This window comes from Paraburkholderia sp. CI2, from assembly GCF_014201055.1.
GTDB classification, from domain to species: Bacteria; Pseudomonadota; Gammaproteobacteria; order Burkholderiales; family Burkholderiaceae; genus Paraburkholderia; species Paraburkholderia tuberum.
This window is the reverse complement of record NZ_JACHDL010000027.1, coordinates 23,841-47,193: the sequence shown is the minus strand read 5'-3', so window position 1 is coordinate 47,193 and position 23,353 is coordinate 23,841. Positions and strand designations below refer to the sequence as shown.

The 23,353-nt window shown below is 63.4% G+C and carries 22 protein-coding genes and 1 pseudogene; 13 read left to right on the top strand and 10 right to left on the bottom strand.

What is annotated here, in order from left to right; translation table 11 throughout:
- Positions 1–81: 81 nt before the first annotated feature.
- The 4 genes and pseudogenes from HDG32_RS29285 to nadC all read left to right on the top strand — a co-directional run bounded on the left by HDG32_RS29285 (position 82) and on the right by nadC (position 5,033).
- Positions 82–1,443, top strand: a pseudogene (locus HDG32_RS29285) (mechanosensitive ion channel family protein).
- Positions 1,444–1,643: 200 nt separating this feature from the next.
- Positions 1,644–2,840, top strand: a complete 1,197-nt coding sequence (locus HDG32_RS29280; protein WP_184072649.1) for an acyl-CoA desaturase — start codon at positions 1,644–1,646, stop codon at positions 2,838–2,840.
- A gap of 130 nt (positions 2,841–2,970) precedes the next feature.
- Complete coding sequence (nadA, locus tag HDG32_RS29275; protein WP_184072719.1) at positions 2,971–4,110, top strand: quinolinate synthase NadA; 1,140 nt, start codon at positions 2,971–2,973, stop codon at positions 4,108–4,110.
- Entirely contained in the window at positions 4,110–5,033 is a 924-nt protein-coding gene (gene nadC / locus HDG32_RS29270; RefSeq protein ID WP_184072648.1) for a carboxylating nicotinate-nucleotide diphosphorylase, read from the top strand. Before nadA ends, nadC begins: the two co-directional genes overlap by 1 nt.
- 124 nt (positions 5,034–5,157) lie before the next feature.
- Here nadC and nadB read toward each other — a convergent pair whose 3' ends face one another.
- From nadB to radC, 4 genes are all read right to left on the bottom strand, one after another.
- On the bottom strand, positions 5,158–6,756 hold the full coding sequence (nadB, locus tag HDG32_RS29265) for an L-aspartate oxidase (RefSeq protein WP_184072646.1): 1,599 nt from the start codon (positions 6,754–6,756) through the stop codon (positions 5,158–5,160).
- 226 nt (positions 6,757–6,982) lie between these two features.
- Positions 6,983–7,150 carry a 50S ribosomal protein L33 gene (gene rpmG, locus HDG32_RS29260; protein ID WP_008919555.1) on the bottom strand — a complete coding sequence of 56 codons (168 nt, stop codon included), beginning with the start codon at positions 7,148–7,150 and terminating at the stop codon, positions 6,983–6,985.
- Positions 7,151–7,160: 10 nt separating this feature from the next.
- The gene (rpmB, locus tag HDG32_RS29255) at positions 7,161–7,394 is read right to left on the bottom strand and encodes a 50S ribosomal protein L28 (RefSeq protein ID WP_007180631.1); all 234 of its coding nucleotides are present in this window, start codon (positions 7,392–7,394) and stop codon (positions 7,161–7,163) included.
- Positions 7,395–7,604: 210 nt separating this feature from the next.
- Positions 7,605–8,519, bottom strand: a complete 915-nt coding sequence (gene radC / locus HDG32_RS29250) for a RadC family protein (protein WP_184072717.1) — start codon at positions 8,517–8,519, stop codon at positions 7,605–7,607.
- Between the two features lie 206 nt (positions 8,520–8,725).
- Here radC and HDG32_RS29245 point away from each other — a divergent pair, with 206 nt between their 5' ends.
- The 7 genes from HDG32_RS29245 (at position 8,726) to HDG32_RS29215 (ending at position 15,798) form a co-directional block, all read left to right on the top strand.
- Complete coding sequence (locus HDG32_RS29245; RefSeq protein ID WP_184072644.1) at positions 8,726–9,181, top strand: peptidylprolyl isomerase; 456 nt, start codon at positions 8,726–8,728, stop codon at positions 9,179–9,181.
- 2 nt (positions 9,182–9,183) lie between these two features.
- Positions 9,184–10,143, top strand: a complete 960-nt coding sequence (ispH, locus tag HDG32_RS29240; protein ID WP_184006365.1) for a 4-hydroxy-3-methylbut-2-enyl diphosphate reductase — start codon at positions 9,184–9,186, stop codon at positions 10,141–10,143.
- 543 nt (positions 10,144–10,686) lie between these two features.
- Positions 10,687–11,889, top strand: coding sequence for a branched-chain amino acid ABC transporter substrate-binding protein (locus HDG32_RS29235; protein WP_184072715.1), 1,203 nt, complete (start codon positions 10,687–10,689; stop codon positions 11,887–11,889).
- Between the two features lie 228 nt (positions 11,890–12,117).
- Positions 12,118–13,068, top strand: coding sequence for a branched-chain amino acid ABC transporter permease (locus HDG32_RS29230; protein WP_184023147.1), 951 nt, complete (start codon positions 12,118–12,120; stop codon positions 13,066–13,068).
- 26 nt (positions 13,069–13,094) lie between these two features.
- The gene (locus tag HDG32_RS29225; protein WP_184072642.1) at positions 13,095–14,264 is read left to right on the top strand and encodes an ABC transporter permease subunit; all 1,170 of its coding nucleotides are present in this window, start codon (positions 13,095–13,097) and stop codon (positions 14,262–14,264) included.
- Positions 14,265–14,284: 20 nt separating this feature from the next.
- Positions 14,285–15,076: an ABC transporter ATP-binding protein gene (locus HDG32_RS29220; protein ID WP_184023151.1), complete on the top strand. Its 792-nt coding sequence runs from the start codon at positions 14,285–14,287 to the stop codon at positions 15,074–15,076.
- A gap of 17 nt (positions 15,077–15,093) precedes the next feature.
- Entirely contained in the window at positions 15,094–15,798 is a 705-nt protein-coding gene (locus HDG32_RS29215) for an ABC transporter ATP-binding protein (RefSeq protein ID WP_026225995.1), read from the top strand.
- 107 nt (positions 15,799–15,905) lie between these two features.
- On the opposite strand, the gene HDG32_RS29210 is transcribed toward HDG32_RS29215, so the two are convergent.
- From HDG32_RS29210 to HDG32_RS29195, 4 genes are all read right to left on the bottom strand, one after another.
- Positions 15,906–16,199 carry a GYD domain-containing protein gene (locus HDG32_RS29210; protein ID WP_018421572.1) on the bottom strand — a complete coding sequence of 98 codons (294 nt, stop codon included), beginning with the start codon at positions 16,197–16,199 and terminating at the stop codon, positions 15,906–15,908.
- 263 nt (positions 16,200–16,462) lie between these two features.
- The gene (locus HDG32_RS29205; protein WP_184072640.1) at positions 16,463–16,936 is read right to left on the bottom strand and encodes a GNAT family acetyltransferase; all 474 of its coding nucleotides are present in this window, start codon (positions 16,934–16,936) and stop codon (positions 16,463–16,465) included.
- Between the two features lie 19 nt (positions 16,937–16,955).
- Positions 16,956–18,140: an acetylornithine transaminase gene (locus tag HDG32_RS29200; protein WP_184072638.1), complete on the bottom strand. Its 1,185-nt coding sequence runs from the start codon at positions 18,138–18,140 to the stop codon at positions 16,956–16,958.
- A gap of 314 nt (positions 18,141–18,454) precedes the next feature.
- Positions 18,455–19,486 (bottom strand): CDP-6-deoxy-delta-3,4-glucoseen reductase, encoded by a 1,032-nt coding sequence (locus HDG32_RS29195; RefSeq protein WP_184072636.1) that lies wholly within the window; start codon positions 19,484–19,486, stop codon positions 18,455–18,457.
- A 94-nt stretch (positions 19,487–19,580) separates the two neighbouring features.
- Here HDG32_RS29195 and HDG32_RS29190 point away from each other — a divergent pair, with 94 nt between their 5' ends.
- Positions 19,581–20,612: an SDR family NAD(P)-dependent oxidoreductase gene (locus HDG32_RS29190; protein ID WP_184072634.1), complete on the top strand. Its 1,032-nt coding sequence runs from the start codon at positions 19,581–19,583 to the stop codon at positions 20,610–20,612.
- A 112-nt stretch (positions 20,613–20,724) separates the two neighbouring features.
- On the opposite strand, the gene HDG32_RS29185 is transcribed toward HDG32_RS29190, so the two are convergent.
- On the bottom strand, positions 20,725–20,913 hold the full coding sequence (locus HDG32_RS29185; RefSeq protein ID WP_184072632.1) for a hypothetical protein: 189 nt from the start codon (positions 20,911–20,913) through the stop codon (positions 20,725–20,727).
- 167 nt (positions 20,914–21,080) lie between these two features.
- Positions 21,081–21,791 carry a pseudouridine synthase gene (locus HDG32_RS29180; protein ID WP_184072630.1) on the bottom strand — a complete coding sequence of 237 codons (711 nt, stop codon included), beginning with the start codon at positions 21,789–21,791 and terminating at the stop codon, positions 21,081–21,083.
- A gap of 93 nt (positions 21,792–21,884) precedes the next feature.
- On the opposite strand from HDG32_RS29180, the gene HDG32_RS29175 reads away from it, so the two are divergent.
- Positions 21,885–23,153, top strand: a complete 1,269-nt coding sequence (locus HDG32_RS29175; RefSeq protein WP_184072628.1) for an MFS transporter — start codon at positions 21,885–21,887, stop codon at positions 23,151–23,153.
- Positions 23,154–23,353 lie beyond the last annotated feature (200 nt).

Genomic DNA, 23,353 nt, shown 5'->3' with positions numbered 1-23,353 from the left:
TGCAGGCCGGCGCGCGGATTGGCGGATGAATCCGCGCGCGCCGGCCATTCCGGCGACATCCATGCATACGACTTTACCCACATGCTCAGCGACATCGCGCGCGACTTCGGTCAGCGCGTGATGCTGTGGCAGGTCGCGATCCTGCTTGCGACGCTGCTCGTCGCGTGGCTGCTCGCGCGGACGCTGCGCCGCCGCATCAAGCGGCCGCAATCGACGCGCTACGAGAGCCTGCGTTTCGGCATGGAAAGCCTCGACCGGGCGGCTTTTCCGCTGATCGGCGCGGCACTGGTGTGGCTCGCGCGGGCGATCGCCGGCCAGTTCATGGACACCGCGCTGCTCGATCTGGCGCTGGTGCCGCTCGCCGGCATTGGGCTGATCTACATCGCGTTCTTCTTCGGCGGGTGTTCAAGCGCGAAGGTGGCGAGCATCCGTGGCTGTTTCTCGTCGAGAAGATCGTGTCGGTGGTCGTGTGGATCGGCATGGTACTCATGCTGTTGGGCATTCAGAACGCCGTGATCGCGTGGATGGACAGCGTGAGCTTTGGCGTCGGTAATGCGCATATGACGCTGCTGTCGCTGATCACGGGGCTGTTGTGGGTCGCCGTCACGTTGATCGTCGCGATGTGGCTCGGCTCGTCGTTCGAAGATCGCCTGATGCGCACGAAGACGCTCGACGGGAATCTGAAGGTCGTGGTCGCGCGCGTCGGCCGAGCGGCCTTCGTGCTGGCGGCGATCCTGATCAGCCTGTCGATCGTCGGCATCGACATCACGGTGCTCGGCGTGTTCGGCGGCGCGCTTGGCGTCGGGCTCGGCTTCGGCATGCAGAAGATCGCGAGCAACTATGTATCGGGCTTCATCATCCTTCTCGATCGCTCGTTGCGGATCGGCGACACGATCAACGTGAGCGGCCTGCAGGGCCGCGTCACGCAGATCCGCACACGCTATACCGTGGTGCGCGAACTCGACGGCATCGAGACGCTGATTCCGAACGAAAAGCTGATCACCGACGTCGTGCAGAACCAGTCGTCGTATCTGACCCGCGGCTACGCGCGGGCGGCCGTGCAGATCGCCTACACATCCGACGTCGAGCCGGCGATGACGCTGCTCGCCCAGGCCGCCGCCGACGTGCCGCGGGTGCTGCGCGAACTGGCGCCGACGCCATTTCTGGTCGGCTTTGGCCGGGACGGCATCAATCTCGGGTTGGGTTTCTGGATCGAAGATGCGGTGAGCGGCACGTGGCGTGCTCTCAACCGTCAACTGCAATATCTGGCGTCTCTTTTCCGAGCACGGCATCACTATTGCGCTCCCGCAACGCGAGGTGCGCATCGTCGGTCAGGCAAGCGGCCCAATGCCGCACCCGGTGGCGATGACCGATCCGATTTCCGACACCACGTCCGATCCCGCGCTCAGGCCCGCCAACCGTGCCGCCAACGACGGCCGTTAAGCCCCATTTCGCGCCGCGGCAAGGCATGCGCCAGTGCCCAGGCAATCGCTATCGACTTGATTGCGCACAAAAAATCCCTATTTGTTACAAACACTTGGAACCGTTCAAGTAGAATATCGTCCTATCCCGCTGTATGCTTTCACTTTCATGACACGCGCGCCGCGTGTGCTTCGTATCTCTCGTTCTGCAGGTAACTTACCTTGTTGAATTCTTTGCTCGATTTCCTTGCCCACGGGCTGCTGCGTTTCTCGTGGTGGCAACTCGTCGTGTACACGCTGATCGTGACGCACATCACGATTATCGGCGTGACCGTCTATCTGCATCGCTGCCAGGCGCATCGCGCGCTGGATCTGCACCCGATCGCCAGTCATTTTTTCCGCTTCTGGCTGTGGATGACCACCGGCATGCTGACCGGCCAGTGGGCCGCGATTCACCGCAAGCACCACGCGAAATGCGAGACCGAAGAGGATCCGCACAGCCCGCAGACGCGCGGCATCTGGAAGGTACTGCTCCAAGGCGCCGAGCTCTATCGCACCGAAGCGAAAAACGAAGAAACGATGCGCAAGTTCAGTCACGGTACACCGAACGACTGGATGGAGCGCAACGTCTACACGAAGTACCCGATTCTTGGCGTGAGCCTCATGATGGTGATCAACGTCGCGCTGTTCGGCGTCGTCGGCCTGACCATCTGGGCCGTGCAGATGGTGTGGATCCCTTTCTGGGCCGCGGGCGTGGTCAACGGCCTCGCGCACTTCTGGGGCTATCGCAACTTCAATTCGTCGGATGCGAGCACCAACATTTTCCCGTGGGGCATCATCATCGGTGGCGAAGAGCTGCATAACAATCACCACACGTATGCGACGTCGGCGAAGCTGTCGAACAAGTGGTACGAGTTCGACATTGGCTGGATGTACATCCGCATCATGCAGGCGTTTCGTCTGGCCAAAGTGAAGAAGGTCGCACCGACGCCGCGCCTGACCACCGGCAAGCTCGTGCTCGATCAGGACACGCTGCAGGCCGTGCTCGCGAACCGCTACGAAGTGATGGCGCGTTACGCGAAAGCGATCAAGCGCGCATACCGCCAGGAGCTCGCGCATCTGAAGGAAGTCGGCGCGCGCGAAAAGTATCAGGTGATGCGTGGTGCGCGCAGCTGGTTCCACAAGGAAGAGGCGGGCCTGAACGAGCCGCAGAAGCTCCAGCTGCCGCAGATTTTCGCGAACAGCCAGAAGCTGAAGACCTACATCGACATGCGCAACGAACTGGCGGCAATGTGGGAGCGCTCCAACGCGTCGCGCGAGCAATTGCTGGTGCAATTGCAGGACTGGTGCCATCGCGCAGAGCAGAGCGGTATCAAGGCGCTGCAAGACTTCGCGATGCGACTGCGTCGCTATGCCTGAAATCCATTAAAATTTTAGGACGTCACAAAACCCCGCGTTGGCGGGGTTTTGCATTTTTGGGCCGTGGAAATGCATTGCGCGTGTAGCGCGATCGGCAAGCCGCGGCGGCCAGGTGAGGGCAGAGGAGATGATGAAGCAGCAGGCGATCAGGACCGTCGAATTCGATCGGCCTCAGGCGCAGGGCACGACCTGCGGGATCGGGCAGGCGTGGGCGAAGGTGCCCGAGACGCCGTCGGCGGAAGAAAAGCGGGTGCTGAAGGCGCGCATTCGCGAATTACTCAAGCGCGAGAAAGCGGTGCTGGTCGCGCACTATTATGTCGACGCCGAATTGCAGGAACTCGCCGACGAAACCGGCGGTTGCGTGGCCGATTCGCTGGAAATGGCGCGCTTCGGCCGCGATCATGAGGCGCAGACGCTGGTGGTTGCGGGCGTGCGCTTCATGGGCGAGACCGCAAAAATCCTCAGTCCAGACAAGCGCATTCTGATGCCGGATCTGGATGCGACCTGTTCGCTCGACCTCGGTTGTCCGGTCGACGAGTTCTCGGCGTTCTGCGACGCACACCCGGACCGCACGGTGGTCGTGTACGCGAACACGAGCGCGGCCGTGAAGGCGCGCGCGGACTGGATGGTGACGTCGTCGATCGGGTTGGAGATCGTCGCCGATCTGCATGCGCGCGGCGAGAAGATCATCTGGGCGCCGGACCGTCATCTCGGCAGCTTCATCCAGGGCAAGACCGGCGCGGACATGCTGATGTGGCAGGGCTCGTGCCTCGTGCACGACGAATTCAAGGGCATCGAACTCGATCTGCTGCGCGCCGATTATCCGCACGCGAAGGTGCTCGTGCATCCGGAGTCGCCGGCCAACGTGGTCGCCCAGGCGGACGTGGTCGGCTCGACCACGCAGTTGATCGACGCCGCGCAGAAGCTCGACGCGACGCACTTCATCGTCGCGACCGACCTCGGCATCCTGCACAAGATGCAACTCGCCGCGCCCGGCAAGACGCTGATTGCCGCGCCGACGGCCGGCAACAGCGCGACCTGCAAGAGCTGCGCGCATTGCCCGTGGATGGCGATGAACGGACTCGCCAATCTGGCCGATGTGCTCGAGCGCGGCCACAACGAAATCTTCGTCGAGCGTGGGATCGGCGAGCGTGCGCGTCTGCCTATCGATCGCATGCTCGATTTCGCGGCGCGTCACAAGAAGCGCGTGCAGGCGAGCGGCGATCTCGCGCGCGACGCGCAACTGTATTCGAATGTGGGGGCAGCGTAATGAAGGTGGTGGAGAAGGCGCCTGAGCAGGTAGTGGCGCGCGAAGGGGCCGACGCAGTGTCGCCGCTTTTCGCGGCGATTCACGCGCAATATGGCGTGGCGTTCGACGCGGCGCTCGCACGCAATGTCGCCGAGGCACTCGCCGAAGATATCGGCACCGGCGATCAGACCGGCCGCCTCGTGCCTGCCGATGACGTTCGCGACGCGCGCATCATCGTGCGCGAGGAAGCGGTACTGTGCGGCGTGCCGTGGTTCGACGCGGTGATGCGCGCGGTCGATCCTCGCATCGTAGTTCAATGGCGTTACCGCGAGGGCGACCGCATGAGCGCCGACACGACGGTCTGCGATCTTCGCGGGCCGGTGCGCGCGCTGCTGACCGCCGAGCGCAACGCGATGAATTTCCTGCAGCTGCTGTCGGGCGTGGCGAGCGCGACGCGCCGCTATGTCGACGCGATTGCTCACACGCACGCGCGCGTTCTCGATACGCGCAAGACGCTCCCGGGCTTGCGGCTCGCGCAGAAGTACGCGGTGCGCATCGGCGGCGGTGCGAACCAGCGGCTCGCGCTGTACGACGGCATTCTGATCAAGGAAAACCATATCGCCGCGGCCGGCGGCTTGGGCGCGGCGATGGACGCGGCGCTCGCGTTGAATGCGGGCGTGCCGATCCAGATCGAAGTCGAAACGCTCGAACAACTGGAAACTGCGCTCGCGCATGGCGCGCAGTCGATCCTGCTCGACAACTTCTCGTTCGACATGATGCGCGACGCGGTTCGCATCACGGCCGGGCGCGCGGTGCTCGAAGTGTCCGGCGGCGTGAATTTCGAGACCGTGCGCACGATCGCGGAGACTGGCGTGGACCGCGTGTCGATTGGCGCACTGACCAAAGACGTGCGCGCGACCGACTACTCGATGCGGATCGTTTGAGCGCCGCGCGTTTTAGCGCGACAGTCGACGCTCGTGACGACTCAACAAGGCCATTGCCGGAGCTTACCGGCAATGGCCTTGTCGTTTGTGGCGTCGTTTCAGCGTGTATTTCGGCCCAAGGCTGTCAGGGATTCGGCCTGCGTACATACTTCGGCGTGAGCACCGTCGGTAGCGCCTTGGGTAATGTGGACGGCCAGTCGCGGCTGAAATGCAGGCCGCGGCTTTCGCGCCGCGAGCGCGCGCTGTCCACGATCAGCGACGCCACATCGACCAGATTGCGCAGTTCCAGCAGATCGCGGCTCACCTTGAAGTTCGCGTAGTACTCGTGGATCTCGTCGCGCAGCAACGCGAGCCGATGCTTCGCGCGCTCGAGTCGCTTGTCGGTGCGCACGATACCGACGTAGTTCCACATCAGCCGGCGCAGTTCGTCCCAGTTGTGCGCGACCACGACCTCCTCGTCCGGATCGGACACGCGGCTTTCGTCCCAGGCCGGCAGCGGCGCGTGAACGGCGGCAGCGAAGCCTTCCTCTTCGATCGCCTTGGCGGCGGAGCGGCCGGTCACGAGGCATTCGAGCAGCGAATTGCTGGCAAGTCGGTTCGCGCCGTGCAGGCCGGTGCAGGACGTTTCGCCGACTGCGTAGAGACCCGCGAGATCGGTGCGGCCCGCCAGATCGGTGACGACGCCGCCGCACGTGTAATGCGCGGCCGGTACCACTGGAATCGGCTCTTTCGTGATGTCGATGCCGAACTCGCGGCAGCGTGCCAGGATCGTCGGGAAATGCTCGTGCAGGAACGCGGCCGGCTGGTGGCTGATGTCGAGGTACACGCAATCGATGCCGCGTTTCTTGATCTCGAAGTCGATCGCCCGCGCGACGATGTCGCGCGGCGCAAGCTCCGCGCGCTCGTCGTGATTGGGCATGAAGCGCGTGCCATCCGGCAGTTTCAGAATGCCGCCTTCGCCGCGCACTGCTTCCGAAATCAGGAACGACTTCGCGTACGGGTGAAACAGGCACGTCGGGTGGAACTGAATGAATTCCATGTTCGACACGCGGCAGCCGGCGCGCCATGCCATCGCGATGCCGTCGCCGGTCGCGGTGTCGGGGTTGGTCGTGTACAGGTAGACCTTGCCGGCGCCGCCGGTCGCGAGCACCGTATGCGGCGCTTCGATCGTAACGGTGCGGCCGCTTTGCAGATCGAGCGCATACAGACCATGGCAGCGGCGGCCGGGCAGGCCGAGGCGTTCGGACGTGATCAGGTCGATTGCGTGATGGTCTTCGAACAGCGTGATGTTCGGATGCTGGCGCACCTGCTCGCTGAGCGTGGCGACGACCGCATGGCCGGTCGCGTCGGCCGCGTGAATGATCCGGCGATGGCTATGGCCGCCTTCGCGCGTCAAATGAAAGCCCAGTTCGGCGGCCTCGTCTTTCGTGAACGGCACGCCCTGTCCGATCAGCCATTCGATCGCGGCGCGCCCATGCTCGACGATAAAGCGTGTCGCCGCCTCGTCGCACAGGCCGCCGCCTGCGGTCAGCGTATCGCGCACGTGATTCTCGACGCTGTCCGCCGAATCGAGCACCGCGGCGATGCCGCCTTGCGCCCAGTCGCTCGCGCCTTCGGTCAGCGATCGCTTGGCGATCACAGCAACGCGCCGTGTCTGCGCGAGATTGAGCGCGACGCTCAAACCAGCCAGACCGCTACCGACAATCGCCACATCGAATTCCATTGCCCATATCTCCGTCTTTCGTTTTGCGATGACGGCGCGCGAACCGCACGCCGCGAAAACGACAAAGGATACGCGCCGCATCGCCCTGGCGAAAGCTGGCCAAACGGAATAGGGCGATTCGCGCGCGCCTTGCGGAGCTATCGCGAGGTCCGCGCAAAAACAAAAAAGCCTCGCACGAATGCGAGGCCTTTCATGTTTTTGCCTTCGTCAGGCTGGAGAGCCAAGATTACTTGATCTTGGTTTCCTTGTAGTCAACGTGCTTGCGGATGACCGGATCAAATTTCTTGATCAGCATCTTTTCCGGCATGTTGCGTTTGTTCTTCGTGGTCGTGTAGAAGTGACCCGTGCCTGCGGTCGATTCCAGCTTGATCTTGTCGCGTGCGCCTTTCGCCATGATTTACTCCTTAGGCTTCACCGCGTGCGCGCAAATCTGCGAGCACAGCGTCGATACCGTTCTTGTCGATCAGGCGCAGACCGGCGTTCGAAACGCGCAGACGCACCCAACGGTTTTCGCTTTCCACCCAGATACGGCGGTTTTGCAGGTTCGGCAGGAACCGGCGCTTGGTCTTGTTGTTCGCGTGGGAAACGTTGTTGCCGCTCATCGGCGCTTTCCCAGTTACTTGGCATACGCGTGCCATGAGAGCACTCCTAATACGCTAATTCTGAGTTCGAACGCCGTGAAAGTTTCCCGAAAAGAGCCGCGCTGAAAGTGTGCGAAGTTGCGCCGAATTTGCATCGAGACACTTCGCTACCACAGCTGCCTGACCTTTGCGGAACGCCTTGATGGCTTCGGAACAGGGGGTTGGAAATAGGCAAACCGGAATTCTAGCAGAAAAAAAGCCGCAAAATCAAACCTTATTTGCGATGCGGGACGCTGCGCCGTACGGCGGCCATTCCGCCTCCCGCGCTCGGGCGGGCTTGCGCGCGAGCCCCGGCCAGCCGGCGCGGGCGAACGAATATACGGTGTCCGCGCCGATCACCAGATGATCGATCAACTGCACATCGACGAGCGCGAGCGCGTCGCGCAGCGTCTGCGTGAGGCGGCAGTCGCTGGCACTCGGCTCGACGGCGCCGGACGGATGATTATGCGCGACGATCAGGCTGGCCGCGTTCGCGGCGAGCGCCCGCCGCACGATCTCGCGCGGATACACGGCCATGCGCGTGAGCGAGCCGCGCGCGCTTTCCTCGCAGCGGATCAGCCGATGCCGGGCGTCGAGAAACAGCGACACGAACACCTCCTGCGGCTGTCCGCCGATCAGAAGGCGCAGATAACTTTCGACCGCTTCGGGCGAATTCATTAGCGGGCGCTTGCGCATCTTGTCGACCAGCGAGCGACGCGCCATTTCCATGATCGCGAGTAATTGCGCTTTTTTCGCGGGGCCGATGCCGCGAATGCCGTCGAAGTCCGCATAAGTCGCGTCGAGCATCGCGCGCAGGGAGCCGAAGCGATCCAGCAGCGCCCGCGCGACGCTGAACACGTCGTGACCGGGCAGGCCAGAGCCGAGCACGAGCGCGATCATTTCGGTGTCCGACAGCACGTCGGGGCCCTGCTCGATCAGTCGCTCGCGCGGCATGTCGCGCCGGAGCCATTTACCCCGAAACAGTTGCCGCCGGCAGCGGGCGGTGGAGTCGGCGGCTTCTGACGGGGCCTCGGCCGACCGATTCGCGGCGGCTTTCACGCCACCTCCGGCGCGTGCCGGCGCCTTCGGTCGTCGCAGCGTTGGCGCAGGTGTTTCGTCGATTGTGCTGGCGAAATCAGCCATATATATAGAGTCCTCCGCGTAAGGTTGACGGCGCACGCGGCGCAATGCGCCGCCGGGCCGTGCCGCCCTCGCGCGCGACGGACTCAAGCCGGCGCCCGCTAGGTGGCTTACAATAGACACTTTGCGCACGGCACGCCGACGGTTTGCCACACGCGTCGACTGCCCCGCGGCGCACGCGTGCAGCGCTTCGACTGAGCGAGCATTGCATGAGCATCATCGATATTTCCGAGGTGAAACCCGGTTCACACGTCACGCTGCATTACCGGCTTTCCCTTGCCGATGGCGCCGAAGTGATCAACACGTTCAACGACAAGCCGGCCACGCTGCTGCTCGGCGCCGGTCAACTGGCGCCGCCGCTGGAAGATATTTTGCTGGGTTTGAAGGTGGGCCGCCATTCGACCTTTCAGCTAGCGCCGGGCCAGGCGTTCGGCCCACGCAATCCGGATCTGATCCAGCGCGTGTCCCTCGCCACGCTGCGGGAGAACAGCATGATCGGCGAGGATTTTTCCCCGGGTGACCTGATCGAATTCAACGCGCCGGGCGGCGGGCGCTATGCCGGCGTACTGAAGGAAGTTGGCGAAACGTCGGCCCTATTCGATTTCAATCACCCGCTTGCCGGCCAGGCGCTGGCGTTTGAAGTGAAAATCATCGGGATTCTGTAAACATGAGCATCACGGATACGACTCTTGCCGAAGCGGAGATCCTGCTGGCCCAGCCACGCGGGTTCTGCGCCGGCGTCGACCGGGCGATCGAGATCGTCGAGCGGGCCATCAAGCTGTATGGCTCGCCGATCTACGTGCGTCACGAAATCGTCCATAACGCCTATGTGGTCGAAGACCTGCGCAAGAAGGGAGCGATCTTCATCGAGAACCTGGACGAAGTGCCGGCGGGCAACACGGTGATCTTCAGCGCGCATGGCGTGTCGAAGGCCGTGCGCTCGGAGGCGGAGTCGCGCGGGCTGCGGGTGTACGACGCCACCTGTCCGCTCGTGACCAAGGTGCATATCGAAGTCGCGAAGATGCGCCAGGACGGTTTCGACATCGTGATGATCGGCCACAAGGGCCATCCGGAAGTCGAAGGCACGATGGGCCAGGCGGCCGAGGGCATGCATCTGGTCGAGGACATCGAGGATGTGCAGGCGTTGCAGCTCGCCGATCCGGAGCGGATCGCCTTCGTCACGCAAACCACGCTGTCGGTCGACGACGCCGCCGAAATCATCGGCGCGCTGAAGGCCAAGTACCCGTCCATCCGTGAGCCGAAGAAGCAGGACATCTGCTACGCCACGCAGAATCGCCAGGACGCAGTGAAGTTCATGGCGCCGCAGTGCGACGTCGTGATCGTCGTCGGCAGTCCGAACAGCTCGAATTCGAACCGCTTGCGCGAGCTCGCCGAGAAGCTCGGCGTGCCAGCCTATATGGTCGATTCGCCCGATCAGATCGATCCGGTTTGGGTCGAGGGCAAGCGCCGCATTGGCGTGACCGCCGGTGCGTCGGCGCCGGAGGTACTGGCGCAGGCGGTGATCGCGCGTTTGCGCGAACTGGGTGTGCGCAACGTGCGCGCGCTCGAGGGCATCGAGGAAAACATCGCGTTTCCGCTGCCACGCGGGCTCGGTCTGCCAGCCTGACAATCCGTTAGCTACACTGAAAGGAAAGCGCGCCCGTGGGCGCGCTTTTTTTATGCCCGTGCCCGACGAACCTCTGATTAAATTAAGTGCCACATCGAATGACCGGTCAACTTTCGGTGGTCTCGCGCACAAATTATTTTGAATGGTGATCGGGGCTTTTATCGATTTTGGCGCGATGCGTCCCCGTTTTAAGCTCGCCAAAGCTTTAAGACGGATTGAGAATGCACTGAATTGGTGCAATTTGCCGAGCGCGCGCTAAATGGTCATACCCGACGCAAAGCCCGGCCTATCCGGGATTCGCGCCGATCGCCCGCAACACTTGATGCCAGCGGGTTCGGCGCCGGTGCAACTGGTGCACGAAAACGGATCGCAACCAGGTTGCGCCTTTTGACGGATTTCGCTCTCAAAATCAGGTTGCAATGCAGGAAAACCCCACCGGTTCAACAATATTGCCACCCGCATAATTGGAGTTACAATGCGCGCGTTCTCAAGGCCTTGAGGTCCTGGACAGTGGATTTTGCAAGGCGCAGGAGACCTTACTTGATGCGAGTCAAATTTGCTTACGCCGTGTCCATCGCGGCCACGGTTGCGATGCTGACCGCGTGCGGCAAGAAACAGGATGGCGAAGCGGGAACGGGCACATCGGGGGCCTCGGCCGCGGCGGTTGCCGCCGCGAGCGAAGCGACTATCGTGAAGATCGGTCATGCGGCTCCGTTGACGGGCGGCATCGCGCACCTGGGCAAGGACAACGAAAATGGGGCGCGCCTCGCGGTCGAAGAAATCAATGCGCAGGGTTTGACGATCGACGGTCGCAAGATCCAGCTGCAACTCGACGCGCAGGACGATGCAGCGGACCCGAAAACCGGCACCGCCGTCGCGCAGAAGCTGGTCGACGATCACGTGGTCGCGGTGATCGGACACCTGAACTCCGGGGTCTCGATTCCGGCGTCGAAGATCTATAGCGACGCGAGCATCGTCGAGATCTCGCCGTCGTCGACGAATCCGGCCTATACGCAGCAAGGGTTCAAGACGACCTATCGGGTGGTCGCGACCGACGCGCAGCAGGGTCCGGCGCTCGCCAATTACGCGACGAAGGCGCTGGGCGCCAAACGCATCGCGGTCGTGGACGATGCGACCGCCTACGGCAAAGGTCTCGCGGACGAGTTCACGAAGACCGCCGAGGCGAGCGGCGCGAAGATCGTCGCGCGGGAGGCGACGAGCGACAAGGCCACGGATTTCCGGGCCATTCTCACGAAGATCAAGAGTGTTCAGCCGGACGCCATCATGTTCGGCGGCATGGACGCGACGGGCGGGCCGTTTACGAAGCAGGCGGCGGCGCTCGGTATCAGGGCAAAAATCCTTGGCGGCGACGGTGTGTGTACCGACAAGGTAGGTGAGCTGGCGGGTACCGCCGTGCAAAACCTGGTCTGTTCGGAAGCAGGACTCGCGCTTTCGAAAATGACCAATGGAGCGGACTTCGAAAAGAAGTACGAGGACCGCTTCCACACGCCGGTGCAGATTTACGCGCCGTTCACGTATGACGCTGCGTACGTGATCGTCGATGCAATGAAGCGCGCTAATTCTATCGAGGCGCCCAAGGTGCTGGCTGCGATGCCTTCGACCGATTACAACGGGGTAATCGGCCACATCGCGTTCGACGACAAGGGTGATTTGAAAGAGGGCGCCATTACGCTTTACGACTTCAAGGACGGCAAGAAAGCAGTGCTCGACGTCGTAAAGATGTGATGACGGGAAGTTCGGCCTGACGGCACCGACACCATCCAACGGTGCCGTTTTTGCATCCGCCCGAGGTGAGCTCGCGACCGCGTCACGGTCGTCAGGGCAAGCCGGCAACGGATAACCCTTACCGGTCTTTTACATCAGTACCCGCAGTGCCGTTGAGATTCGTAGCGCATCACCGCCCACCGGCAGATGAAAAACGCGAATCCAGTCGCACGGGCTAAGGAGCATTAAATGGATATCTTCATCCAGCAGATCCTGAATGGACTGGTGCTTGGCAGTGTCTACGCCATCATCGCACTGGGCTATACGATGGTTTACGGCATTCTGGGCATCATCAACTTCGCCCACGGCGACGTGTTGATGGTGGGCGCGATGGTTGCGCTTTCCGCCATAGGTGTGCTGCAGAACCACTTCCCCGGCCTCGGCAATGTGCTGACGCTCGTGATCGCGTTGATCATCGCGGCGGCGGTCTGCGCGGTGGTCGGCTACACGATCGAGCGGGTCGCCTACCGGCCGTTGCGGCGTGCGCCGCGTCTCGCGCCGCTGATCACCGCGATCGGTGTATCGATTCTGCTGCAGACGCTCGCGATGATGATCTGGTCGCGCAATCCGCTGCCGTTCCCGCAGTTGTTGCCTACCGACCCGCTCAACGTGATCAAGGCCACCGACACGACGCCCGGCGCCGTGATCTCGATGACTGAAATCGTGATCATCGTGGCGGCGTTCCTCGTGATGGGCGGCCTCCTGCTGCTCGTGCACAAGACCAGGCTCGGCCGTGCGATGCGCGCGATCGCCGAGAACCCGAACGTCGCGAGTCTGATGGGTGTGAACCCGAACTTCGTGATTTCGGCGACCTTCATGATCGGCTCGGCGCTGGCTGCGCTCGCCGGCGTGATGATCGCGTCCGAATACGGCAACGCGCACTTCTACATGGGCTTCATCCCTGGCCTGAAGGCCTTTACCGCGGCGGTGCTCGGCGGTATCGGCAATCTCGGCGGCGCGATGGTCGGCGGCGTGCTCCTCGGCCTGATCGAGCAGTTGGGTGCCGGCTATATCGGCGACCTCACGGGCGGCGTGTTCGGCAGTAACTACCAGGACGTGTTCGCGTTCATCGTGCTGATCGTCGTGCTGGTGTTCCGTCCGTCGGGCCTGCTCGGCGAACGTGTCGCGGATCGCGCCTGATCCCGGGCCACAAGGAGTCAACAATCATGACCTCAATTCAACCGATCGAGCCGTCCACGACGCTCATCCCCGAGAAGAACCGCACGAAGACGCTGACTATCGGTATTCTCACGGCGATCTTCGTGATCGCGGCGCCGATGGTCATCGGTGCCGCGGGCGGCAACTACTGGGTCCGCGTGCTCGACTTCGCGATGCTGTACGTGATGCTCGCGCTGGGCCTGAACGTGGTGGTCGGCTTTGCCGGCCTGCTGGACCTGGGCTACATCGCGTTCTACGCGATCGGCGCCTACACGGCCGCGCTGCTGAGCTCACCGCACCTCGCGACGCAATTCGCGTGGATCGCGCATCTCGCGCCGAACGGCATCCACGTGCCGATCTGGATCATCGCGCCGATCGCGATGGCGCTCGCCGCGATGTTCGGGATTCTGCTCGGTGCGCCGACACTGCGTCTGCGTGGCGACTACCTCGCGATCGTGACCCTCGGCTTCGGGGAAATCGTGCGGATCTTCATGAACAACCTCGACCGTCCGGTGAACATCACCAACGGCCCGAAGGGGATCACCGGGATCGATCCGGTGTCCATCGGCGGCTTCAGCCTCGCGCAGACACACTCGCTGTTCGGCATGCAGTTTCCGTCGGTGTACCTGTACTACTACCTGTTCGTGCTGTGCGCGCTGTTCGTGATCTGGACCTGTACGCGTCTGCAGCATTCGCGGATCGGCCGCGCGTGGGCCGCAATCCGCGAAGACGAAATCGCGGCCAAGGCGATGGGCATCAATACCCGTAACGTGAAGCTGCTTGCGTTCGCGATGGGCGCGTCGTTCGGCGGCCTGTCGGGCGCCATGTTCGGCTCGTTCCAGGGTTTCGTGTCGCCGGAATCGTTCACGTTCTGGGAATCGGTCGTGGTGCTCGCCTGCGTGGTGCTCGGCGGCATGGGCCACATTCCGGGCGTGATCCTCGGCGCGGTGCTGCTCGCGGTGTTCCCCGAGTTCCTGCGCTCGACGATGGGTCCGCTGCAGAACATGATCTTCGGCCATGAAATCGTCGATACCGAAGTGATCCGTCAGTTGCTGTACGGCCTCGCGATGGTCGTGATCATGCTGTACCGCTCGGAAGGCCTGTGGCCCGCGCCGAAGCACGAAGACAGGATTGCGAAGCTGGCGAAGCGTGGCGGCAAGAAGCCGGTGCGCGCATAAGGTCCGGTGGAGAAAAAGACATGAGCGATAACGTAAGCAACAACGCGACGACCCGGCTGTCGGTGAAGGGCGTCAACAAGCGCTTCGGCGGCCTTCAGGCGCTTTCCGAGGTCGGCCTGCAGATCCGCGCGGGCGAGATCTACGGCCTGATCGGCCCGAACGGCGCCGGCAAGACCACCTTCTTCAATGTGATCACGGGTCTGTACACGCCGGATTCAGGCGAGTTCAAGCTCGACGGCGAGAGCTACACGCCGACCGCGGTCTATCAGGTCGCGAAGGCGGGCATTGCGCGCACGTTCCAGAACATCCGTCTGTTCGGCGGCATGACCGCGCTCGAAAACGTGATGGTCGGCCGTCATGTGCGCACGAAGCACGGTCTGCTCGGCGCGGTGTTCCAGACGCCGGCCGAACGCCAGGAAGAGCGCGAGATCAAGGAGCGCGCGCTCGAACTGCTCGACTACGTCGGCATTACGCAGTACGCGGACTATACGTCGCGCAACCTGTCGTATGGCCACCAGCGGCGGCTCGAAATCGCGCGTGCGCTGGCGACCGATCCGAAGCTGCTCGCGCTCGACGAACCGGCGGCCGGCATGAACGCCACCGAGAAGGTCGAGCTGACCAGGCTGCTCGACAAGATCCGTGCGGACGGCAAGACGATTCTGCTGATCGAACACGACGTGAAGCTCGTGATGGGTCTGTGCAATCAGATGACGGTGCTCGACTACGGCAAGGTGATTGCGCAAGGTTTGCCGCAGGACGTGCAGAAGGATGCGAAGGTGATCGAAGCTTATCTGGGTGCGGGGGTCCACTGATGTCCACGACGCAAGCAATGTTGAAAATCAAGGGCCTGCAGGTCAACTACGGTGGCATCCAGGCGGTCAAGGGTGTCGACCTCGAGGTCGGGCAGGGCGAACTCGTCACGCTGATCGGCGCGAACGGCGCGGGCAAAACCACGACGATGAAGGCGATCACCGGCCTGAAGGCGTATGCGGCCGGCGACATCGAGTACATGGGTCAGTCGATCAAGGGGTTGCCCGCGCATGAGCTTCTGAAGCGCGGTCTCGCGATGGTGCCGGAAGGGCGCGGCATTTTCGCGCGCATGTCGATCGTCGAGAACATGCAGATGGGTGCGTATCTGCGCAACGATGACGATGGCATCAAGTCGGACGTCGAGCGCATGTTCGGCTTCTTTCCGCGTCTGAAGGAGCGTGCATCGCAATACGCGGGCACGCTGTCGGGCGGCGAGCAGCAGATGCTCGCGATGGCACGCGCGATCATCTCGCGGCCCAAACTGCTGCTGCTCGACGAACCGTCGATGGGTCTGTCGCCGATCATGGTCGAGAAGATCTTCGAAGTGGTGCGCCTGATTTCCTCTGAAGGCATGACCGTGCTGCTCGTCGAGCAGAACGCGCGGCTCGCGCTGCAGGCGGCGAATCGCGGCTACGTGATGGACTCCGGTCTGATCACGATGTCGGGCGACGCGAAGCAGATGCTTGACGATCCGAAGGTTCGGGCCGCCTATCTGGGTGAATGAGTGGGTGAATAGTTGGACGTATGCCCTTTGCGCACACGTCCGGCTTGCAACGCGCCCAGCGATGCAATGTCGCGGGGCGCGTTTTATTTTTCTGGTTGGGACGTGAATTAAGGGAGTCGCCCGATAACCGAACTGATTTCGTCTTTTGTGAACGCACGCAGCGTTTGCGAGCGGACATTGCCGGCCGAGCCGAGTGCGAAGCCGAAGGCGAGGAAGCTCTGCTCGTCTGCCGCTTCGACGACCGAGACAACGTCGTATGCCCCTAACGTCCAGTAGATCTGCTTCATCTCGCAGCCAAAAGATTTCGCCATTTCCGCCGCCTGCCCGGCTCGCTCTGCACTGTTCTTGATCGTGCGGATACCCTGATCCGTAAATTGCAGGAGCACCACATAAGTCGCCATGAAGATTCCCCTTAGGATTCCAACGCGTTGGGACTCAGACGCATGAGCCGCCCCCGGGGGGGAAGGGTCGCGATTCGCCGCAAACCTGTCTTTCCAGCGCCGGCGTCGTCTCGTGCGTAAACGATTCTAGGCAATCCAACTGCTCGCCATCTGCTATTTGTCCGAATCCGCCGATACGTGCGCTGCTTGCGGGAGAACCATTGAAAAAGTCGCATGCGTCAAGCAACGCATGCGGCTTTCTTTAATCAGGCGTACGACGCGAATCAACTGGCCGGGGCCGCGTCGGCGTATTGGCCGAGCCGCTTGCCGAGGCTGATCACCGCATCGGTGCGATACCCGAGCGCATCGTAGAACGCCCGTATCTCAGCCGTTGCCGACGACAGTATCTGCAGGTTCAGCTTCGGACAACCAAGCTTCGTCAACTCGCTCTCGACGTGCGCGACGAGCCGCGTGCCGATGCCATGACGTCGCAGCGATGCGTCGACCGCGAGCGAATACAACCAGCCGCGGTGTCCATCATAGCCGCCCATTACGGTGCCGACGATGCGTCCATCGAGCACCGCGACGAAGAACAGCTCCGGTTGCGTCGCGAGCTTGTTGGCGATCGACTGACGCGGGTTGCGCTGCGGTCGCGTCACGTCGCGATACTCGGGAAACACGTCCTGCCATAGCGCAATCACGGCTTCGGTATCGGTCGCGTCGAAGCGGCGGATCGACAGCGTCGTGTTCGTCGTCATCGGTGCGCTCCGTGGTTGATTACAGCGAGTCGAGAACCGAGCGCAGCATCGCCAGCATCTGGTCGATTTCTCCGGTCGTCACGTTAAGCGCCGGCATGAAGCGCAGCAGGTTCGGACGCGCGGCGTTCAGCAGCACGCCGTCGGGTTGCATGTCGCGCGCCTTCTCGACAATCTGGTTGCCGATGTCCTTGCCGAGCAGCAGCGCGCGCAGCAGACCCTCGCCGCGCTCGCCCTTGAAGCCGCGCTCCTCGGACAGCTCGAGCAGCTTCGTGCGCAGATATTCGCCGCGCGAGCGCACGCCTTCGAGGAAGCCCGGCGCCGTCAGCTGCGAGATCACCGAGTAGCCGACCGCGGTCATCAGCGGATTGCCGTTGTAGGTGCCGCCCTGATCGCCCGCTTCGAACACGGCGATTTCCGCCTTCGACAGCAGCGCCGCGAGCGGCACGCCGCCGCCGATGCCTTTGCCGAGCGTCATGATGTCCGGCTCGATACCCGACAGCTGATACGCGAACAGCGTGCCGGCGCGACCACAGCCGCTTTGCACTTCGTCGACAATCATCAAGATGTTGTGTTTTTTCGTCAGCTCGCGCAGTTGCTGCATGAACTCGCGGGTTGCGGGGATCACGCCGCCTTCGCCCTGGATCGGCTCGAGCATCACCGCGACGGTCTTCGCGTTGATCAGCTTTTCCACCGACGCGATGTCGTTCAGGTCCGCCTTCGGGAAGCCCGGCACCTGCGGCGCGTAGATCGTGTCCCAGCCCGGCTTGCCGCTGGCCGACATCGTCGCGAGCGTGCGGCCGTGGAAGCTGTGGTCGAACGTGATGATCTCGAACGCGCCGTCCTTGAACTTTCTGCCCCACTTGCGCGCGAGCTTGATCGCGCCTTCGTTCGCCTCGGCGCCGCTGTTCGCGAAGAACACCTTGTCGAAGCAGCTGTGCTGCGTGAGCAGGTCCGCTAGCTTCGCCATCGGCTCGTTGTAGAACGCGGGCGACGGGTTGATCAGCAGCTTGGCCTGCTGGTTCAGCGCTTCGATCATGCCGTCGTTGCAGTGGCCGAGACAATTGACCGCCCAGCCCTGAATGAAATCCAGGTAGCGCTTGCCATTGTTGTCGTAAATCCACGAGCCTTTGCCGTGCGTGAAAACGATTTCAGGCCGGTTCGTGATGTACATCAGCGAATCGATTGGATACTCATTGAAATTCATGACGGCAGGCTCCAGGCAAAAGGGTAAGAGCAGGGTGAAGAAACGGTGACGGTTTGGCCAATAAAAACGGCGGCCGGAAAAACAGAAAAGCCACGGCATGCCGTGGCTTTCATGATTCGAACAGCTTGCGCCCAGATTTTGTGTGGCGCGAGTCCGTGACGAAGCCAGCGGCGTCCCTAAGGGAGCGGCGAGCGGCGACGTCGGAATTCGGACTGGATGCGGTTCATGCGCGAAAGAATACGATAAGAAAAGCGCTGGTGTAAACCATGAATTTGCACTGGCGCTGCATTGGGGGGGAATTTGCCGCCGTGCAATCAGACCGCGTTCGCGAGATCGGCCGCGCTGGTGAACGAGTCCGCGTAGAACTCGTCTTCCGGCAGCTGGTGATGCTGCGTGAAGTCGCGCAGCGCCGATTCGACCATCACCGGCGCGCCGCATGCATACACCTGGTAGGCCGACAGATCGGGCAGATCCTCGATCACCGCCCGATGCACGAAGCCCGTGCGGCCCGTCCATGCGTCGCCCGCATCGGGCTCGGAGAGCACCGGCACGAACTTGAAGTTCGGAATCTCGCGCGCCCATTGCTCGGCGAGTTCGAGCAGATACAGGTCTTTCTTGCGGCGCGCGCCCCAGTAGAGCGTCATGGGGCGCGTCATGCTCTTGAACACCGCATGCTCGACGATCGCCTTCAGCGGCGCGAAACCGGTGCCCGACGCGAGCAGCACGATCGGCTTGTCCGAGTCTTCGCGCAGGAAGAACGTGCCGAGCGGCGCTTCGAAGCGCAGGATGTCGCGCTCCTTCATCGTGTTGAACACATGGTCGGTGAACGCACCGCCGGGCATGTGGCGGATGTGCAGTTCGACCGGGCCTTCGACGTGCGGCGCGCTCGCCATCGAATAGCTGCGGCGCTTGCCGTCCTTCAGGGTGAATTCGAGGTACTGGCCGGCCAGATATTGCAGACGTTCGTTGGCGGGCAGTTGCAGCTTCACGACGATCACGTCGTCGGCCTTGCGCTCGATCGCGTTCACGCGGCACGGCAGCTTCTTGACCTGCACATCGCCGACGCCGGCCACTTCGCGGATGTCGACTTCGAGATCGGAGCACGCGGTCGCGCAGCACAGGAGCGCCATGCCGCGCGTCTTTTCGTCGTTCGACAGCGCCGACGACGAGTGCGCGCGCTGTTCGACCTCGCCGCTCACGACCGTGCCTTTGCACGAACCGCACGCGCCGTTCTTGCAGCCGTACGGCAGGCCGATGCCTTGACGCAGCGCTGCGGAGAGCACCGGTTCGTCCTGTTCTACCTGAAACTGCCGGCCGGTTTGCCGGAGCGTGACGTTAAATGCCATAAAGTGTTCGGAATCGAAAATTCGGAATCGTAATGGGACCCGCCGGATCAACCGCGCGGTACCTGTTGCGTGTGACCGCTACAATGCGCCCACCATGAAAGCGACACGAAACTTCCGCCGGCCGCGCGTGCTGATCGTAGGATGCGGCGACGTCGGCATGCGCTGCGTGCCCCTGTTGCGGCCGCGCGCGCGTATCTTCGCGTTGACGAGCCATGCCGCGCGCTGCGATGGGTTGCGCGCCGCGGGCGCGACGCCGCTGGTCGGCGATCTCGACGCGCGCGGCAGCCTCAAACGGCTCGCGCGCCTCGCGCCGACGGTGCTGCATCTCGCGCCGCCGCAGAAGTCCGGCGACGACGATCGACGCACTCGCGCGCTGCTTGCGACGTTAGGTGCCGCGGGCCGCATGAACGCTTGCGCGGCGAGGTCGTCCGTCGCGCCGATCGCGCGGTTGCGCCGTGCGCGCGCTTCAGGTCTGGACGCTGAAACACCCGATATTGTACCCGACGGGGTGCGCCGGACCGGCGCTTCGCGCGCACCGGTGCGCATCGTTTACGCGAGCACGACGGGCGTCTACGGCGATTGCGGCGGCGCGTGGATCGACGAAACGCGCGCGCCGCGGCCCGCGAATGCGCGCGCCAAACGTCGCGCGTCGGCCGAGCGGCAGTTGCGGCGCGCGACGGCGCGCGGCAGCGTCGCCACGAGCATCGCGCGGATCCCGGGCATCTATGCACGCAACCGTCTGCCGCTCGCGCGGCTCGAAAGAGGCACGCCGGCGCTCGTCGATGCCGACGACGTCTACACGAATCACATCCACGCCGACGACCTCGCCGCGATCCTCGTGCGTCTCGCCACGCATGGCCGGCCCGCGCGCGCACTGCACGCGTCCGACGATTCGTCGCTGAAAATGGGGGAGTATTTCGATGCGGTCGCCGATGCGTTCGGGCTCGCGCGCCCGCCGCGCATCACGAGAGAGCAGGCGGAGCAGCAGATCGATCCGATGCTGCTGTCGTTCATGCGCGAGTCGCGCCGGCTCGTGAACCGGCGTCTGAAGGAGGAATTGCGGGTACGTCTGCGCTATCCGAGCGTCGAGGATTTTTTGCGCGAGGCGAACGGGAAACGCGGCTAGGCCGGCAGCAGAAACAAAATACCGCCCCGCGAGGGCCGGGTTGCCCCGCAAAGCGTATCCGCCGCACCGCATCAATGCGCCGCGCAAAACGAGCTGCGCGGTCCAACCGGCATCAGCTCAGCGCAGGCAGCACTTCCAGCAACAGGAAGCACAGCATGCCGCCGATCAATGCGCCGATCAGATTCGGATGGTACTTGTGCCGCAGCCGCATGATGACCAGCAATCCGCCGACCAGCAGCAGCGCAAGGCAGATGAACACGATCATTGCGTGCGAAAACGCCATCGTGCCGTCGATTTGCATGACGCCCCTCCTTGAAACCTTTGTAGTCGTTTGTTTAGACGAGTATAGGGCGACATGTAAGCAACGGCATGCTGCAACGCAACGGCCTATGTTCGGTGCACCGCAATGCGCGCGGGCTTTCTCCGGCGCATCAAGGGCTTAGGCGGGCGCTCGTTGGGGCTAGTCGTTTACCCGGCCCGCAGCGCGGCAAGCCCCGCTGCGTCGAGCCATTGCCATGCGCCGGGCGCGAGCGCCGCGGGAAGCGCGAGCCCACCGATCCGTTCGCGATGCAGCGCCTCGCAGCGGTTGCCCGAGGCCGCGATCATCCGCTTGACCTGGTGGTATTTGCCTTCGAGCACGGTGAGCGCGAGCGTGTGAGTGTCGCGCGCCTGGGCGTCGAGCGCGGCGCTCGGTTTCGTTTCGCCGTGCAGCAGCACGCCGTCGCGCAGCGCGGCGAGCTGCGCGTCGTCGAGCGGATGGCGCGTGGTCGCGACGTAGAGCTTCGGCACCTTGCGTTTCGGCGACGTGAACTGATGCACGAACTTGCCGTCGTCGGAGAGCAGCAGGAGGCCCGTGGTGTCCTGATCGAGACGGCCGACGCACTGCACGCCGCGCTCGGCGAACTGCGGCGGCAGCAGGCTGAACACGCTCAGATGATGCTGCGGATCGCGCGAGCATTCGTAGCCGATGGGCTTGTTCAGCAGCAGATACGCGTGCTCGCGATACGGCCATTCGACGTTGTCGACGCTAAAGCGCAACGCGCCGCCATCAATAGCGAAATCGGCGTCGGCATCGGTGCAAATCGCACCGTCGACGCTGACGCGGCCGTCGCCGATCAGCGCACGGCATTGGCGGCGCGAACCGAAACCTTGAGTAAAGAGAATGCTTTCGAGATTCATGGCGAGCGAAGAATAACACCGCAAGAAGCGGAGCGCCCCGCAAGTCCCAAGCGCCGACGATGAATGCCTCACGTCAAACTCGGGAGTGCATCGATGTCCGCCACGTCTTCCCCTTCGTCGTCTTCGCCGTCCAATGCGCGACGTCTGCCCCGCGCATTCCAGCGCCTCGCCTGGTCGAACCTGTGCGCGCAATCGGCCGAGCAGATCAGCCTCGCCGCCGCACCGCTCGTCGCGGTGTTCGCGCTCGGCGCCGACGCGCGCGATACCGGTCTGCTGCAAACCGCGCAGACGCTGCCGTTCCTGTTGCTGTCGATGCCGCTCGGCGTCTGGGCCGACCGCCGCTCGCGCCGCGTGCTGATGACGCTCGCCGAGAGCGTGCGGGTCTGCGCGATGCTGTGCGTGCTGCTGCTGGTGCTCACGCATGCGCTGAACCTGCCGCTGCTCGCCGCGCTCGGCTTCGTCGCCGCGACGGGTACGGTCGCCTACAACGTTGCGGCGCCGTCGCTGGTGTCGTCGATCGTGCCGCGCGACGCCTATGCGAGCGCGAACGGCCGGCTCGAACTCGCGCGCAGCGTCGCGTATTCGGCGGGGCCGGCGCTGGGCGGCGTGCTGGTCGGCTGGATCGGCGCGGGCTGGGCGTATGGCGGCGCGGCGATGTTGTCGGCGTTCGCGGTCGCGTTGCTGGCGGGATTGCGCGAGCCGCCGCGCGCGGCCGCGCCGCGGCGGCACTTCATGCTGGAGCTGCGCGACGGCACGCGCTTCGTGCTGCGCGATCCGTTGCTGCTGCCGATGCTGCTGACCGCCGTGTTCTTCAATCTCGGCTTCTTCATCCTGCAGGCGGTCTATGTGCCTTACGCGGTGCATCGGCTGGGGCTCAATGCCTCGGCGGTCGGCGTGACGCTCGGCGCGTACGGGGTCGGCATGGTCTGCGGCGCGCTCGCCGCGCCCGCGGTCGTGCGGCGTCTCGCATTCGGCCGTCTGTTGATCGTCGGACCGTCGTGCGGCCTGCTCGCGTCGCTCGTGATGGTGGCGACGCTGATCGTCCCATCGTTCTGGCTCGCGCTCGCGAGCTTCTTCCTGCTCGGCGCGGGACCAATCCTGTGGGTCGTCGGCTCGACCACGCTGCGTCAGGCGATCACGCCCGAACGGATGATCGGCCGCGTGTCCGCGCTGATCAGCACCGCCACCTACGGCGCGCGGCCGGTGGGCGCGCTGCTCGGCGCCGCGCTCAGCGCGCGCTGGAGCATCGACGTGTGTCTGGTCGCGGCGTCGCTCGCGTTCGTCGTGCAGGCGCTGATCATCGTGATGTCGCCGGCGGCGCGGCTCCTGGGCATTCCCGAACAGAGCGCGGCGGCGTGCTGAGCGGCGGAGCGCGGCACGCGGTGAAGCCACCCATCGCCCCGATGAAAATGGATTTTCACCGGGGTGCGGCATGGCGTGGATGCTGAACTCCATTGTCTGAAGACCTTCGGTCGGTGAAAACCCTCGAAATAATGAAAATGAATTTTTTTCGGCGCGAGTTTCATGTAAATATAATTTCATCTCCTTCACCCGGAACAATC

Coding starts and splice junctions, on each gene's coding strand:
- HDG32_RS29225 (WP_184072642.1), top strand. CDS start 13,095: ATGACCTCAATTCAACCGATCGAGCCGTCCACGACGCTCATCCCCGAG.
- HDG32_RS29210 (WP_018421572.1), bottom strand. CDS start 16,199: ATGGCGACTTATGTGGTGCTCCTGCAATTTACGGATCAGGGTATCCGC.
- nadA (WP_184072719.1), top strand. CDS start 2,971: ATGAAGCAGCAGGCGATCAGGACCGTCGAATTCGATCGGCCTCAGGCG.
- nadB (WP_184072646.1), bottom strand. CDS start 6,756: ATGGAATTCGATGTGGCGATTGTCGGTAGCGGTCTGGCTGGTTTGAGC.
- HDG32_RS29200 (WP_184072638.1), bottom strand. CDS start 18,140: ATGAATTTCAATGAGTATCCAATCGATTCGCTGATGTACATCACGAAC.
- nadC (WP_184072648.1), top strand. CDS start 4,110: ATGAAGGTGGTGGAGAAGGCGCCTGAGCAGGTAGTGGCGCGCGAAGGG.
- HDG32_RS29175 (WP_184072628.1), top strand. CDS start 21,885: ATGTCCGCCACGTCTTCCCCTTCGTCGTCTTCGCCGTCCAATGCGCGA.
- radC (WP_184072717.1), bottom strand. CDS start 8,519: ATGGCTGATTTCGCCAGCACAATCGACGAAACACCTGCGCCAACGCTG.
- HDG32_RS29230 (WP_184023147.1), top strand. CDS start 12,118: ATGGATATCTTCATCCAGCAGATCCTGAATGGACTGGTGCTTGGCAGT.
- HDG32_RS29205 (WP_184072640.1), bottom strand. CDS start 16,936: ATGACGACGAACACGACGCTGTCGATCCGCCGCTTCGACGCGACCGAT.
- HDG32_RS29245 (WP_184072644.1), top strand. CDS start 8,726: ATGAGCATCATCGATATTTCCGAGGTGAAACCCGGTTCACACGTCACG.
- ispH (WP_184006365.1), top strand. CDS start 9,184: ATGAGCATCACGGATACGACTCTTGCCGAAGCGGAGATCCTGCTGGCC.
- HDG32_RS29185 (WP_184072632.1), bottom strand. CDS start 20,913: ATGCAAATCGACGGCACGATGGCGTTTTCGCACGCAATGATCGTGTTC.
- HDG32_RS29220 (WP_184023151.1), top strand. CDS start 14,285: ATGAGCGATAACGTAAGCAACAACGCGACGACCCGGCTGTCGGTGAAG.
- HDG32_RS29190 (WP_184072634.1), top strand. CDS start 19,581: ATGAAAGCGACACGAAACTTCCGCCGGCCGCGCGTGCTGATCGTAGGA.
- HDG32_RS29215 (WP_026225995.1), top strand. CDS start 15,094: ATGTTGAAAATCAAGGGCCTGCAGGTCAACTACGGTGGCATCCAGGCG.
- rpmG (WP_008919555.1), bottom strand. CDS start 7,150: ATGGCGAAAGGCGCACGCGACAAGATCAAGCTGGAATCGACCGCAGGC.
- HDG32_RS29195 (WP_184072636.1), bottom strand. CDS start 19,486: ATGGCATTTAACGTCACGCTCCGGCAAACCGGCCGGCAGTTTCAGGTA.
- rpmB (WP_007180631.1), bottom strand. CDS start 7,394: ATGGCACGCGTATGCCAAGTAACTGGGAAAGCGCCGATGAGCGGCAAC.
- HDG32_RS29235 (WP_184072715.1), top strand. CDS start 10,687: ATGCGAGTCAAATTTGCTTACGCCGTGTCCATCGCGGCCACGGTTGCG.
- HDG32_RS29180 (WP_184072630.1), bottom strand. CDS start 21,791: ATGAATCTCGAAAGCATTCTCTTTACTCAAGGTTTCGGTTCGCGCCGC.